8 protein-coding genes are annotated in these 15,397 nt (G+C 64.1%); all 8 read left to right on the top strand.

Features of this window, described 5'->3' with window-relative positions; translation table 11 throughout:
- Positions 1–346: 346 nt before the first annotated feature.
- The 8 genes from ACYQOP_RS23130 (at position 347) to rpsG (ending at position 15,386) form a co-directional block, all read left to right on the top strand.
- Entirely contained in the window at positions 347–1,681 is a 1,335-nt protein-coding gene (locus ACYQOP_RS23130; protein WP_461224384.1) for an aminotransferase-like domain-containing protein, read from the top strand.
- 206 nt (positions 1,682–1,887) lie between these two features.
- Positions 1,888–3,516, top strand: a complete 1,629-nt coding sequence (locus ACYQOP_RS23125; RefSeq protein WP_056429685.1) for a B12-binding domain-containing radical SAM protein — start codon at positions 1,888–1,890, stop codon at positions 3,514–3,516.
- 558 nt (positions 3,517–4,074) lie between these two features.
- The gene (rplJ, locus tag ACYQOP_RS23120) at positions 4,075–4,605 is read left to right on the top strand and encodes a 50S ribosomal protein L10 (RefSeq protein ID WP_056429688.1); all 531 of its coding nucleotides are present in this window, start codon (positions 4,075–4,077) and stop codon (positions 4,603–4,605) included.
- 57 nt (positions 4,606–4,662) lie between these two features.
- Entirely contained in the window at positions 4,663–5,034 is a 372-nt protein-coding gene (rplL, locus tag ACYQOP_RS23115) for a 50S ribosomal protein L7/L12 (RefSeq protein WP_018044238.1), read from the top strand.
- A 247-nt stretch (positions 5,035–5,281) separates the two neighbouring features.
- Positions 5,282–9,406, top strand: a complete 4,125-nt coding sequence (gene rpoB, locus ACYQOP_RS23110; RefSeq protein ID WP_056429690.1) for a DNA-directed RNA polymerase subunit beta — start codon at positions 5,282–5,284, stop codon at positions 9,404–9,406.
- A 179-nt stretch (positions 9,407–9,585) separates the two neighbouring features.
- Positions 9,586–13,794 carry a DNA-directed RNA polymerase subunit beta' gene (rpoC, locus tag ACYQOP_RS23105; protein WP_056429692.1) on the top strand — a complete coding sequence of 1,403 codons (4,209 nt, stop codon included), beginning with the start codon at positions 9,586–9,588 and terminating at the stop codon, positions 13,792–13,794.
- Positions 13,795–14,444: 650 nt separating this feature from the next.
- Positions 14,445–14,816, top strand: a complete 372-nt coding sequence (gene rpsL, locus ACYQOP_RS23100) for a 30S ribosomal protein S12 (protein WP_018044234.1) — start codon at positions 14,445–14,447, stop codon at positions 14,814–14,816.
- A gap of 99 nt (positions 14,817–14,915) precedes the next feature.
- A complete protein-coding gene (gene rpsG / locus ACYQOP_RS23095) occupies positions 14,916–15,386 on the top strand; it encodes a 30S ribosomal protein S7 (RefSeq protein WP_018044233.1) in 471 nt (156 codons plus the stop codon).
- The last annotated feature ends 11 nt before the right edge of the window (positions 15,387–15,397 follow it).

The following is a 15,397-nucleotide window of genomic DNA, read 5'->3' as shown; positions in this document are numbered from 1 at the left end:
TCTTCAGGTTCATGCACGCCAGAACGGTTTCGCGGCTTCCAGGCGCAAAGCCACGGGATCGAGATCGAGTTCTCTAACTTGCTCCGAGGTCAATTCTCGAATTGTACGCCTCCCGGTGAAGCGCCTGAGCCAGATTGATAGGATCCCGAGGGGCCCAGGTGAAAGTTGCCTCTGTGCTTGGTCGGAAGAGGTCCTTAGGCTAGGAAGGAAAGCGACCTTCGGATCGGGACTTAGGATCGGCCCTAGAGTATCGCGGTTCGGCATTTCGATGGGGCTCCATTCGCTCGCAACTCGTCATTGATCCGAATTTGAATCGAATCAATCAATACATTGCACTCGGAGCAATATGAGCTTGGCCGACTACCGGATGATTTCGGACGGGATCGCTGCGGATATCGCGCAGGGGCGCATGGCCCCGGGAAGCCGGATGCCGACGCAACGGCAATTCGCATACGAGCGTGGGATCGCCGTCTCTACCGCCAGTCGAGTCTATGCGGAGCTCACGCGGCGCGGGCTCGTCACCGGAGAAGTCGGCCGCGGCACGTTCATCCGCAACGCGGAGCCGGACGCGGAAGGCGAACGAGAGGCGGAAGGCGGCCTCGTCAATCTCGAACACGTCTTCTCCATCCTGCCCCATCAAGCGGCGGATCTCGCCGCCAGCCTCAAGCCTCTTCTCGATCCAGCTCGGATTGAGGCCACGTTCCCACCCGTCAGGCCGGGTGCGGCCGGGCCGGCGCGAGCCAAGGCGGCCGGTTTCTTCGCGCGGGGAGGGTGGTCGGCCGATCCCGAAACCGTCCTCTTCACCGGGACGGGACGTCAGGGCATCGCTGCGGCCATGGCGGCGCTGGCCCAACCCGGCGACCGGATCGGGGTGGAGGCCATGACCTATCCCATCGTCAAAGGCCTCGCGCACCGCCTCGGTATCGAGCTCGTCGCCCTACCGATGGATACGGAGGGGGTGACCCCCGATGCCATCGAGCGAGCCCATAGGGAGAAGCCCCTGCGGGCCCTCTATCTGCAGCCCGTCCTGCAAAGCCCCCTCGGCCAGAGCATGAGCGCGGAACGGCGGCGCGCCGTAGCGTCGGCCCTCCACCGGCACGACCTCCTCTGTATCGAGGATTCCGTCTACGGCTTCCTGTGTGACGAGGAACCCTTGGCGGCCCTGGCACCGGACCGCGTGATCCTCATCGACAGCCTGTCGAAACGGCTGGCTCCCGGCCTGAGCCTGGGCTTCGTCGCGGCGCCCTCCGGTTTGGTGCAGCGGCTCGGCGCCGCGATCCGCACCGGAGCCTGGACGGCGAGCGGCCTTCCCCTGGCGATGGCGCTCCACCTCATCGACGACGGAACCGCGAGGCGGATCGAGACCGCCAAGCGGGCGGACGCGACCGCGCGCCAGCATGCCGCCAGGGAAGCGTTGGCGGGCCTCGACGTGCGGGGTGACCCGAGAGCCTTCCACCTCTGGCTCTCGTTGCCCTCCCATTGGAGCGCCGAACGCTATGCGGCTGCCGCGGCGCGCAACGGTGTCGCGGTATCCCCCGCCAGCGCCTTCGCCGTCGGGACCTCGACGCCGGAGAATGGGGTGCGCCTCGCCCTCGGCTCGCCACCTTTCGCGCGTCTGGACAGCGCTCTACGGACATTGCGGCGCCTCGTCCTCGATGGTGACGAGGCCGTGGTGGAATAGGCTCTCCGGGCCATTCGAAGCTTACCGGCCGATGCCGGACAGTCGCATCGCACGCTTGAATCGGCGCGACCCGTTCGAGGCTGCGTCAAACGCGCGCGAACGTCACGGCTCCGGCTTGGGCACGATCAAAACCCGCCCTGGAAAGGGCAAAGAAATCAACATGCGAGGGTGACGCCTTCGCACCTGTCTGTGCTAGGTATGCCGCCATGCGATGCACCCTCTCCGTCACCTCGAAACGACGCATCCTGTGCGTCTTTCCCGCATACACGCCGTCCTTCGGGACTTTCGCCCACGCCTACCCGTTAATGGGCGGGGTAAAGGCGTTCATGCCGCCTCAGGGCCTGCTCCTCATCGCGGCTTACATGCCGGAGGAATGGGAGTACCGGTTCATCGACGAGAACATCAAACGGGCCGGGCCGGACGATTTCGCCTGGGCCGATGCGGTGTTCGTATCGGGCATGCACATCCAGGCACCCCAGATCCGGGACATCTACGCTCGGGCGCATGCGGCCGGTAAGGTGACGGCGCTCGGCGGCCCTTCGGTCTCCGGATCGCCCGAGCAATATCCCGAGTTCGACTATCTCCATATCGGCGAGATCGGCGACGCCACCGACGAACTCGTGTCGATCCTCGACCGCGACGTGTCGATCCCGGCGAGCCAGGTTCGCCTCGAAACCAAGGAGCGTCTGCCGCTCTCCGATTTCCCAGCGCCGGCCTACGAGGCCGCTCCCCTCAAGCGCTACCTCATCGGCTCCCTGCAATTCTCGTCCGGCTGCCCCTATCGCTGCGAGTTCTGCGATATCCCGCAGCTCTACGGCCGTCAGCCCCGCCTGAAGACTCCCGAGCAGATGCTCGGCGAGCTCGATGCGATCATCTCCCAGCCGGGCCATCCAGCCGTCGTGTACTTCGTCGATGACAATTTCATCGGCAACCGCAAGGCGACGAAGGACATGCTGCCCCACCTCGTGGAGTGGCAGAAGAAGAACCATTACCCGCTTCAGTTCGCCTGCGAGGCGACCCTGAACATGGCCAAGCAGCCTGACATCCTCGAGCTGATGCGGCAGGCGAACTTCATGACCGTCTTCGTCGGCATCGAGACGCCGGAAGAGGACGCGCTGGCGGGCATCGACAAGAAGCACAACGCCGCCGTGCCGATGTACGAGGCCATCGAGACTCTCAACAGCTTCGGCCTCGAAGTGACCTCGGGCATCATCCTCGGCCTCGACACCGAAACGGACGGCTCGGAACAGAAGCTCATCGACTTCGTCGATAAGTCGGCGGTGCCGGTGCTGACGATGAACCTGCTGCAGGCCCTGCCGAAGACACCGCTCTGGGACCGGCTGACCCGCGAGGGACGTCTCACCCATGACGCGGCGCTGGAATCCAACGTCCTGTTCAAGCGTCCGCACGATGATGTGGTGGCGAGCTGGCGCCGGGCCATCGCCCATGCCTACGAGCCGGAGAACCTGTTCGCGCGCTTCCGCTATCAGGTGGAGCGGACCTATCCGCATCGGATCAAGACGCCGACCAGGGGCAAGCTCACGCGGACCAATCTCCGTCGCGGTCTCGTGCTCGGTTTCAACATCGCCCTGCGCGTCGGCATCCTGTCCGATTACCGCGGCGTGTTCTGGCGCGCGGCCGGCCATGCCTTGAAGCGCGGACAGATCGAGGCGGTCTTCAACATGGGCTTCGTCGCCCACCACCTGATCCGCTTCACCCGCGAAGCCCTGCGCGGCGAACACAACGCATCGTTCTACGCGGCCAAGGCCGAGCAGAAGCTGGAGAATGCCCGGACGCCCTGGTGGCAGGCCGCGCGTAAGTTCCTGCCGACATAGGGACTTCCGCCGCGCTCGAAGATGCTCCCGCCGAACAGGCGGGAGAAAATCCCGTCAACCAAAATCGTACATGCGAAGCGGATTTCTTCACTTCGGGCACTTGGCAGGGCGCTTGCTAGGGCCTATAGACCCCGCTCCACGTATTTCACACTTTGAAAGGATTCGACCAATCGGTCGATATCCGACATGCGAATTCGCCTGGGCAACCAGGCGATAATGGCCGGAAGGCTTTAAGGGGCGAGCAGCTCCTTCAAGCCTCGTCCGGCCATGTCCTGTCCGAGACTGCAGGCGCCGGGCAACCGGCTTAATTCCCCAGCCTGCACAGACGGGGAAGACCGAATTCAACACCCTATCGGCACCGCGATTCGCGGCGCAGGCAGGTATCGGTTTGAACCATCTCGCCCGTGCCGTCCACCGTTCCGGAGGATGTCAGGGGACAGGGCCGTGAAGCGTCGTCCAGGACGTTCCGGCTTCTCGCTGAGCCGAGTTCCGTTCCGGGCGGCATGTGCAACCGGCGGACCCTCCTCGAGGGGGACCCGCCAACCGGAGAGAGCCCCAGTGGACAGGACAGCCAAAGCTGATCTCGTCTCGACGCTCAACGGCGTGTTTGCGAACACGTCCGTCGTCGTCGTGGCCCACTACAAGGGCCTCACGGTCGCCGAGATGCAGAAGCTGCGCGCGCAGATGAAGCAGGCCGGTGCCACCGTGAAGGTCACCAAGAACCGCATCGCCAACATCGCTCTCGATGGCACGGACGTCGCCTCCATCAAGCCCCTCCTGAAGGGCCCGACCCTGCTCGCTTATTCGAGCGATCCGGTCGCGGCTGCCAAGGTTGCGGTGGACTTCGCCAAGGGTAACGACAAGCTCGTGATCCTCGGCGGCGCCATGGGAACGACAGCTCTGAACCCGGACGGTGTGAAGGCGCTTGCGTCGCTCCCCTCCCTCGACGAACTGCGCGGCAAGATCGTGGGCCTCATCCAGGCTCCCGCGACCAAGATCGCCCAGGTCGTCAGCGCACCGGCTGCCAAGCTGGCTCGCGTGTTCGGAGCCTATGCCACCAAGGACGCGGCTCAGGACGAAGCGGCCTGAGGCCGCATCGCCCTTCCCTCATCACCCGTTCAAACCGACATCTAAAGGAATATTACCATGGCTGATCTTGCCAAGCTCGTCGACGACCTGTCCTCGCTGACCGTTCTCGAAGCCGCCGACCTCGCCAAGCTCCTCGAAGAGAAGTGGGGCGTCTCCGCCGCCGCTGCCGTCGCCGTTGCCGGCCCGGCCGCCGGCCCGGCCGCCGTCGTCGAGGAGCAGACCGAGTTCACGGTTCTCCTGACCGCCGCTGGCGACAAGAAGATCGAGGTCATCAAGGAGGTCCGCGCGATCACCGGCCTCGGCCTCAAGGAAGCCAAGGACCTCGTCGAGGGCGCTCCGAAGGCTGTCAAGGAGTCCGTCAACAAGGAAGAGGCCGAGAAGCTCAAGGCCCAGCTCGAGAAGGCCGGCGCCAAGGTCGAGCTCAAGTAAGTTGCCGATGGGCCAAATCAGGCCCGTCACTTCCGGTCGGTCCCATCGGGGCCGGCCGGCACCGACGCCCGCGGGTCTCCGACCCGTGGGCTAAGGTCGCTTCAAGCGACCGGGCGGTCCTGGAACGGACCGGCGGCATTCATTTCGGGTGGGCTTCGTCCGGCGGGACAGGTTCATCGCCTGGTCGCGGGAGGCATAAAGCCTTCCCCGGGCACCCGGTACGCGGGACGTAGGAGCGAGGTCACCCATGGCCAACACGCTGGTCGGTCGCAAGCGCATTCGCAAGTTTTTCGGCAAGATCAAGGAAGTCGCCGAGATGCCGAACCTCATCGAGGTTCAGAAGGCGTCCTACGACCAGTTCCTGATGATGGACGAGCCGGAAGGCGGACGGGGCGACGAAGGCCTGCAGACCGTTTTCAAGTCGGTCTTCCCGATCTCCGACTTCTCGGCGACAGCCCTCCTCGAATTCGTGAAATACACGTTCGAGCAGCCGAAATACGACGTCGACGAGTGTCGCCAGCGTGGCATCACCTTCGCGGCTCCGCTCAAGGTGACGCTGCGCCTCATCGTGTTCGATGTGGACCCGGATACCGGTGCCAAGTCCGTCAAGGACATCAAGGAGCAGGACGTCTACATGGGCGACATGCCCCTGATGACGGAGAACGGCACCTTCATCGTCAACGGCACCGAGCGCGTCATCGTCAGCCAGATGCACCGCTCGCCGGGCGTGTTCTTCGACCACGACAAGGGCAAGACCCATTCCTCGGGCAAGCTGCTCTTCGCCGCGCGCATCATTCCCTATCGCGGCTCGTGGCTCGATGTGGAGTTCGACGCCAAGGACATCGTGCATGTGCGTATCGACCGTAAGCGCAAGCTTCCGGCGACGTCGCTGCTGTTCGCCCTCGGCCTCGACGGCGAGGAAATCCTCTCCACCTTCTACAACCGCGTCATCTACGATCGCGACGGCGCCGAATGGCGCGTGCCGTTCGATGCCGACCGTCTGAAGGGCTTCAAGGCCTCCGTCGATCTCGTCGACGCCGATTCAGGCGAAGTCGTCCTCGAAGCCGGCAAGAAGCTCAACGCCCGCAACGCCCGCCAGATCAGCGAGCGCGGCGTCCAGTTCCTGAAGGCCACCGACGAAGACCTGATCGGCCAGTACATCGCAGAAGATCTGGTCAACGCGAAGACCGGCGAGATCTGGGCCGAGGCCGGCGACGAAATCTCCGACAAGCTCCTCAAGAGCCTGGAAGAGGTCGGCGTTTCCGAGCTCCCCGTCCTCGACATCGACCACGTCAATGTCGGTCCCTACATCCGCAACACCCTGGCCGTGGACAAGAACTCGTCCCGCGAAGGCGCGCTGTTCGACATCTACCGCGTCATGCGTCCCGGCGAGCCGCCGACGCTCGACACCGCCGAGGCGATGTTCCACTCGCTGTTCTTCGATTCCGAGCGTTACGACCTCTCGGCCGTCGGCCGCGTGAAGATGAACATGCGCCTCGACCTCGATGCCGAGGATACCGTGCGCACCCTGCGCCGCGAGGACATGCTCGCGGTCGTCAAGGCGCTGGTGGACCTGCGCGACGGCAAGGGCGAGATCGACGACATCGATCACCTCGGCAACCGCCGTGTGCGTTCGGTGGGCGAGCTCATGGAGAACCAGTACCGCCTGGGTCTTCTCCGCATGGAGCGCGCCATCAAGGAGCGTATGTCCTCCGTCGATATCGACACGGTGATGCCGCAGGATCTCATCAACGCGAAGCCGGCAGCGGCCGCGGTGCGTGAGTTCTTCGGCTCGTCGCAGCTGTCGCAGTTCATGGATCAGACCAATCCGCTCTCGGAAGTGACGCATAAGCGTCGCCTCTCGGCGCTTGGCCCGGGCGGTCTCACCCGTGAGCGCGCCGGCTTCGAGGTGCGCGACGTGCACCCGACCCATTACGGCCGTATCTGCCCGATCGAGACCCCGGAAGGCCCGAATATCGGTCTCATCAACTCGCTCGCCACCTTCGCGCGGGTGAACAAGTACGGCTTCATCGAGACCCCGTTCCGTCGCGTGAAGGACGGCGTGGTGACGAAGGAGGTCTCCTACCTCTCGGCCATGGAAGAGGCGAAGTACTACGTCGCCCAGGCCAACGCCCAGATGGACGAGAGCTTCAAGCTGACGGAAGACCTCGTGGTCTGCCGTCGGGCCGGCGACGTCATCGTCGTGCCGCCAGACCGCGTCGACCTCATGGACGTGTCGCCGAAGCAGCTCGTCTCGGTAGCTGCCGCACTCATCCCGTTCCTCGAGAACGACGATGCGAACCGCGCTTTGATGGGCTCGAACATGCAGCGCCAGGCGGTGCCGCTGGTCCGCGCCGACGCGCCGTTCGTCGGCACCGGCATGGAAGCCGTGGTCGCCCGCGATTCGGGTGCCGCCATCGCGGCGCGCCGCTCCGGCATCGTCGATCAGGTCGATGCGACCCGTATCGTCATCCGCGCCACCGAAGAGGCCGATGCCAACAAGCCTGGCGTCGACATCTACCGCCTGCAGAAGTTCCAGCGCTCCAACCAGTCGACCTGCATCACGCAGAAGCCGCTGGTCCGCGTGGGCGAGCAGGTCAAGAAGGGCGAGATCATCGCCGATGGTCCGTCGACGGAGTTCGGCGAGCTGGCACTCGGCCGGAACGTGCTCGTCGCGTTCATGCCGTGGAACGGCTACAACTTCGAGGACTCGATCCTGCTCTCCGAGCGGATCGTGAAGGATGACGTGTTCACCTCGATCCATATCGAGGAGTTCGAGGTGATGGCCCGAGACACCAAGCTCGGTCCGGAGGAAATCACCCGCGACATCCCCAACGTCTCGGAGGAGGCGCTGAAGAACCTCGACGAAGCCGGCATCGTCTATATCGGCGCCGAGGTCCATGCGGGCGACATCCTGTGCGGCAAGATCACCCCGAAGGGCGAGAGCCCGATGACGCCGGAGGAGAAGCTCCTCCGCGCCATCTTCGGCGAGAAGGCCTCCGACGTGCGCGACACCTCGCTCCGGGTTCCCCCGGGCGTGACCGGCACGATCGTCGAAGTCCGGGTGTTCAACCGCCACGGCGTCGACAAGGACGAGCGCGCCCAGGCCATCGAGCGCGAAGAGATCGAGCGTCTCGCCAAGGATCGTGACGACGAGCAAGCGATCCTCGACCGCAACACCTACGCCCGTCTCGCCGGCGTCCTGATCGGCCAGTCGCCGATCGCGGGTCCGAAGGGTTTCAAGAAGGAGACCACGCTCAGCCGTGAGCTCCTGAACGAGTACCCGCGCTCGCAATGGTGGCAGTTCGCCGTCGTCGACGACCGTCTCATGACCGAGATGGAAGCGATGCAGAAGCAGTACGACGAGTCGAAGAAGCGCCTCGAGCAGCGCTTCCTCGACAAGGTCGAGAAGCTCCAGCGCGGCGACGAGTTGCCCCCCGGCGTGATGAAGATGGTCAAGGTCTTCGTTGCGGTGAAGCGCAAGATCCAGCCGGGCGACAAGATGGCCGGCCGTCACGGCAACAAGGGTGTCGTGTCACGGATCGTGCCGATCGAGGACATGCCGTTCCTCGAAGACGGAACGCATGCCGACATCGTGCTCAACCCGCTCGGCGTGCCGTCGCGCATGAACGTCGGTCAGATCCTGGAGACCCATCTGGGCTGGGCTGCCGCCGGTCTCGGCCGCAAGGTCGGGCTCGCCGTGGACGCCTACCTCCGCAGCAACGACATCGCGCCCCTCAAGGCGGAGATGGAGGCGATCTACTCGCCGTCCGAGCTCGAAGGTCTGTCGGACGAGGACATGGCGGAGGCAGCCAACAACGTACGCCGCGGCGTGCCGATGGCTACTCCCGTGTTCAACGGCGCCAAGGAAGCCGACATCGAGACGATGCTGGAGATGGCCGGGCTCGACCGCTCGGCGCAGTCGACGCTCTATGACGGGCGTACGGGTGAGCCTTTCGACCGCAAGGTGACGATGGGCTACATCTACATGCTGAAGCTCCACCACCTCGTGGACGACAAGATCCACGCTCGGTCGATCGGTCCGTACTCCCTCGTCACCCAGCAGCCGCTGGGCGGTAAGGCGCAGTTCGGCGGCCAGCGCTTCGGCGAGATGGAGGTCTGGGCTCTGGAGGCCTACGGCGCGGCTTACACGCTGCAGGAGATGCTCACGGTGAAGTCGGACGATGTCGCCGGCCGCACCAAGGTCTACGAGGCCATCGTCCGTGGCGACGATACCTTCGAGGCCGGTATCCCCGAGTCCTTCAACGTGCTCGTCAAGGAAATGCGTTCGCTCGGCCTCAACGTGGAGCTCACCTCCTCCAAGAAGCTCGCGAACGACCAGCTCGACCCGCCCGCCGAGGCAGCCGAGTAAGACCCACGATACGCTCCCGCGCCGGCTCACCGTGAGCCGGCGCGGTTCGAGCGGGGAGGGGAAGCGCCTCTCGACGGACGAAGGCCAGCGGCGACCCGGCCGGTCGCAGCGCCTCATCGATTTCAGCACGTGGTCATCCCCTCGGCGGAGGGTGCAGCCCGTCAGCTCAGGAGCAGATCATGAACCAAGAGGTCATGAATCTTTTCAACCAGCAGGCTCAGCCTCAGAGCTTCGACCAGATCAAGATTTCGATCTCCTCACCCGAAAAGATCCTTTCGTGGTCCTTCGGCGAGATCAAGAAGCCCGAGACGATCAACTACCGTACGTTCAAGCCCGAGCGTGACGGCTTGTTCTGCGCGCGCATCTTTGGACCCATCAAGGATTACGAGTGCTTGTGCGGCAAGTACAAGCGCATGAAGTACAAGGGCGTCATCTGTGAGAAGTGCGGCGTCGAGGTCACCCTCGCGCGCGTCCGGCGTGACCGCATGGGCCATATCGAGCTGGCCGCGCCCGTCGCCCATATCTGGTTCCTGAAGTCACTGCCGAGCCGCATCGGCCTGCTGCTCGACATGGCGCTCAAGGACCTCGAGCGCATCCTCTACTTCGAATCCTACTGCGTCATCGAGCCGGGCCTCACCCCCCTCAAGGAGCGTCAGCTCCTCTCCGAGGAAGAGTACCTGCGCGCCCAGGAAGAGTACGGCGAGGACAGCTTCACCGCCATGATCGGCGCCGAGGCCATCCGGCGCATCCTGCAGGAGCTCGACCTCGACGGAATCGCGAACTCGCTCCGCGAGGAAATCGCCACCACGACCTCCGAACTGAAGCCCAAGAAGCTTCTCAAGCGCCTGAAGATCATTGAGGCCTTCCAGATGTCGGGCAACAAGCCCGAATGGATGATCCTTACCGTCGTTCCGGTGATCCCGCCGGACCTGCGCCCGCTCGTCCCCCTGGACGGCGGCCGCTTCGCCACGTCCGATCTCAACGACCTCTACCGTCGCGTCATCAACCGTAACAACCGCCTGAAGCGGCTGATCGAACTGCGCGCGCCCGACATCATCATCCGCAACGAGAAGCGCATGCTTCAGGAGGCGGTGGACGCGCTGTTCGACAACGGCCGTCGCGGTCGCGTCATCACGGGTGCCAATAAGCGTCCGCTGAAGTCGCTCGCCGACATGCTCAAGGGCAAGCAGGGCCGCTTCCGCCAGAACCTGCTCGGCAAGCGCGTCGACTATTCCGGTCGTTCGGTCATCGTGGTGGGCCCTGAGCTCAAGCTGCACCAGTGTGGCCTGCCGAAGAAGATGGCTTTGGAGCTGTTCAAGCCCTTCATCTACGCGCGCCTCGACGCCAAGGGTTTCTCGGCCACCGTCAAGCAGGCCAAGAAGCTCGTCGAAAAGGAGAAGCCGGAGGTCTGGGATATCCTCGACGAGGTGATCCGCGAGCACCCGGTGATGCTCAACCGCGCGCCGACGCTTCACCGCCTCGGCATCCAGGCGTTCGAGCCCAAGCTGATCGAAGGTAAGGCGATCCAGCTTCACCCGCTCGTCTGCGCGGCCTTCAACGCCGACTTCGACGGCGACCAGATGGCCGTCCACGTCCCGCTCTCGCTGGAAGCCCAGCTCGAAGCGCGCGTGCTGATGATGTCGACCAACAACATCCTGCACCCGGCCAATGGTCAGCCGATCATCGTGCCGTCGCAGGATATCGTGCTCGGCCTGTACTACCTGTCGATCGTCGCCGAGGGCGCCATCGGCGCCTTCGACCCGACCAACAAGAAGAACCCGATGCAGGGTGTCTTCGGCACCATCGGCGAGCTCGAGCACGCACTCGCGGCCAACACCGTGAAGCTGCACTCGAAGATCCGCTGGCGGTGGAACGGCATCGGCCCCGATGGCGAGCCGCTGACCCAGACCTACGACACGACACCCGGCCGCGTGATCCTGTCCACGGCCCTGCCGCTGCACAAGAAGGTCCCCTACGACGTCGTCAACAAGCTGATGACGAAGAAGGAGATCTCGGCGATGATCGACACCGTCTACCGCCACTGCGGTCAGAAGGAGTCGGTGATCTTCTGTGATCGCATCATGGCGCTCGGCTTCAACCACGCGTTCAAGGCTGGCATCTCGTTCGGGAAGGACGACATGGTCGTGCCGGACAACAAGTGGCCGATCGTGGACGACACCCGCGCGCTGGTGAAGGACTACGAGCAGCAGTACAATGACGGCCTGATCACTCAGGGCGAGAAGTACAACAAGGTGGTGGATGCCTGGGCCAAGTGCTCGGACAAGCTCGCCGCCGAGATGATGCTGCGCATCTCCACCGTGCAGAAGGACGAGAACGGCGCCGACAAGCAGATCAACTCGATCTACATGATGAGCCATTCCGGTGCCCGTGGTTCGCCGGCGCAGATGAAGCAGCTCGCCGCGATGCGTGGACTCATGGCCAAGCCCTCGGGCGAGATCATCGAGACCCCGATCATCTCGAACTTCAAGGAAGGCCTGGACGTTCTCGAGTACTTCAACTCGACGCACGGAGCCCGTAAGGGCCTCGCCGACACCGCCTTGAAGACCGCGAATTCCGGTTACCTGACCCGCCGCCTCGTCGACGTGGCACAGGACGCCGTCATTCGTGAGGTCGATTGCGGCACCACCAACGGCATCAAGATGCGCGCCATCGTCGATGCCGGCCAGGTCGTGGCTCCGCTCTCGATCCGCATCCTCGGCCGCGCCACGGCCGAAGATCTCGTGGCGCAGGACGGTACGGTCATCGTCAAGACCAACGAGACGATCGAGGAGAAGCACCTGCCCGCCATCCAGGCGGCCGGTATCCAGGAGGTGAAGATCCGCTCGGTGCTGGTCTGCGCCACCAAGAGCGGCGTCTGCGCCACCTGCTACGGACGCGATCTCGCCCGTGGAACGCCCGTCAACATGGGCGAAGCTGTCGGCGTCATCGCGGCGCAGTCCATCGGCGAGCCGGGCACCCAGCTCACCATGCGTACCTTCCACATCGGCGGTGCGGCGCAGATCGCGGATTCGTCCTTCATCGAGTCGAGCTTCGAAGGCACGATCAAGATCCGCAACCGTGCCCTCGCCCGCAACACCGATGGCGATCTCATCGCCACCGGTCGTAACGTGGCTGTGGTCATCGTCGGAACCGATGGAGCGGAACGCGCGGTCCACCGCCTGCAATACGGCGCACGTCTGCGGGTCGACGAGGGCGACAAGGTCAAGCGTGGCCAGCGCATCGCCGAATGGGACCCCTATACCCGTCCGATCATCACCGAGACCGACGGTATCGTGGCCTACGAGGATCTGATCGACGGCCAGTCGATCACCGAGACCACCGACGAATCGACCGGCATCGCCAAGCGCGTCGTCATCGACTGGCGTGGTACGGCCCGCACGGCAGACCTCAAGCCGGCCATGCTGGTCCTCGACCAGGACGGCAAGCCGATGAAGCTGCCGCGCGGCTCGGACGCCCGCTACTTCCTCCCGGTCGACGCCATCATCGGCTACGACCCGGGCGGAACGGTGAAGGCAGGCGACATCCTCGCTCGTGTCTCCACCGACTCGGCCAAGACCCGCGACATCACCGGCGGTCTGCCGCGGGTGGCGGAGCTGTTCGAGGCCCGTCGTCCGAAGGACGCGGCGATCATTGCGGAGAAGTCGGGCACGATTCAGTTCGGGCGCGACTACAAGAACAAGCGTCGCCTGACGCTGACTCCGCATGACGGTTCGGATGCGGTCGAGTACCTGATCCCGAAGGGCAAGCACATCCACCTTCAGGACGGCGACGTCGTGGAGCTCGGCGACTACATCGTCGACGGCAACCCGGCGCCGCACGACATCCTGGCGATCAAGGGCGTGGAGGAACTCGCTGCCTACCTCGTCAACGAGATCCAGGAGGTCTACCGGCTCCAGGGCGTGTCCATCAACGACAAGCACATCGAGGTGATCGTACGTCAGATGCTGCAGAAGGTGGAGATCACCGATGGCGGCGATTCGGAGATCCTGACGGGCGACCAGATCGACCGGACGGAACTCGCGGACATCAACGAGAAGCTGCTCGCCGAGAATAAGAAGCCCGTCGTGGGTGTGCCGGTGTTGCTCGGCATCACCAAGGCGTCCCTGCAGACGAAGTCGTTCATCTCGGCGGCCTCGTTCCAGGAAACCACCCGCGTGCTCACCGAGGCGGCCGTCAACGGCAAGATCGACCATCTCGAGGGTCTGAAGGAGAACGTCATCGTCGGCTCGCTCATTCCGGCCGGTACGGGCTCCATGGCAGCCGACATCCGCGCCGTCGCGCGGCGTCGCGATGCCATGATCCTTCAGCAGAAGGCCGCCGAGAGTGGCGCCCAGCCCCTCAGCGAGCTGCCGCCGGCCGCTGAGTGATCTCCGCGTAGCCTTCAAACGAGACAAGGGGCGGCCAGCGATGGCCGCCCCTTCTTATTTCGCAACACCGCCTTCGGACCGGAGAAAGCTCCCCGGTACCGGCCGCACCTCAACGAATCGCAGCATCTGTGCGGCCTCATCCGACAGCCCGCCAGGACCCATCCACCGCACGTGAACCGCCATTCAGGACTCCGCCAAGCTGATCGGCAGGTTGATCCGAGACCGTGACACCGCCCTAGATCGCCTCGTCCTGGCGCAGAACTCCAAAGCCATATAATAATCGGGCGTTAACCGCCGGTCAGACCAAACTTTATCGCGCTTCGGGATTGACGTTCCGCCGTCCCCCGCATAGAAGCACGCCACTCCGGCACAACAGCAGGACATAGCGAGTCGCGGCCCTCGGGCCGAAAGACAATCGCTAATCCGGTTCCGGCACTCACATCGACTGACGTCCTTGTCAGATCAGTAGGTACGAGCGCGTCGTAAGGCGTGATCCTCTGCCGAACACGCGCCACGGGTCCTCACCGATCCATGGCGCATATTCGTTTTGCGGATCTTCTTATCGAGATCCGCGACAGCTCGGAAACGGGCTGCATCGTGAAGCCGAACATGGGATCGCGCCTAAGCGGTCCGAATGAAGAGGGCAGAGTATGCCGACGATCAACCAGCTGATCGCTCAGCCGCGTAAAGCGCAGAAGAGCCGCAACAAGGTGCCGGCGCTCGACGCTTGCCCGCAGAAGCGTGGCGTTTGCACCCGCGTCTACACGACGACGCCGAAGAAGCCGAACTCGGCTCTCCGTAAGGTCGCCAAGGTCCGTCTGACCAACGGTTTCGAAGTCATCGGGTACATCCCCGGTGAAGGTCACAACCTTCAAGAGCACTCCGTGGTCATGATCCGCGGCGGCCGCGTGAAGGATCTTCCCGGCGTTCGCTACCACATCCTGCGCGGCGTGCTCGACACGCAGGGCGTCAAGGGTCGTAAGCAGCGCCGCTCCAAGTACGGCGCCAAGCGTCCGAAGTAAGAATTTCGCTCATCCCGTAAGGATGTCGCCGACCTCGAAGAGGTTCAGGCGGCCTGCGCGGGGTGGTTTCAAGACCTTGATTTATAGACGGAGCGAGCGATGTCCCGCCGCCATTCTGCTGAAAAGCGTGAGATCATCCCGGACGCCAAGTACGGCGACATCGTGCTCACCAAGTTCATGAATTCCATCATGTACGAGGGCAAGAAGTCGATCGCCGAGGGCATCGTGTACGGCGCTTTCGACATCGTCGAGAACCGCGCCCGTGCGAACCCGATCGAGGTGTTCCGCGCTGCTCTCGAGAACGTCGCTCCGGCGATCGAAGTGCGGTCCCGTCGCGTCGGCGGCGCGACCTACCAGGTCCCCGTCGAAGTCCGTACCGAGCGTCGTCAGGCTCTGGCGATCCGTTGGCTCATCCAGGCCGCCCGTGGCCGCAACGACCGCACCATGGTCGAGCGCCTCTCGGCCGAACTCCTCGATGCCGCGAATAACCGTGGCAACGCGGTCAAGAAGCGGGAAGACACGCACCGGATGGCTGAAGCCAACCGCGCCTTCTCGCACTACCGCTGGTAAGCGGCCCCGGA

It is taken from the genome of Methylobacterium sp. CM6247, from assembly GCF_054817925.1.
This window is presented reverse-complemented; position numbering and strand designations above follow the sequence as displayed.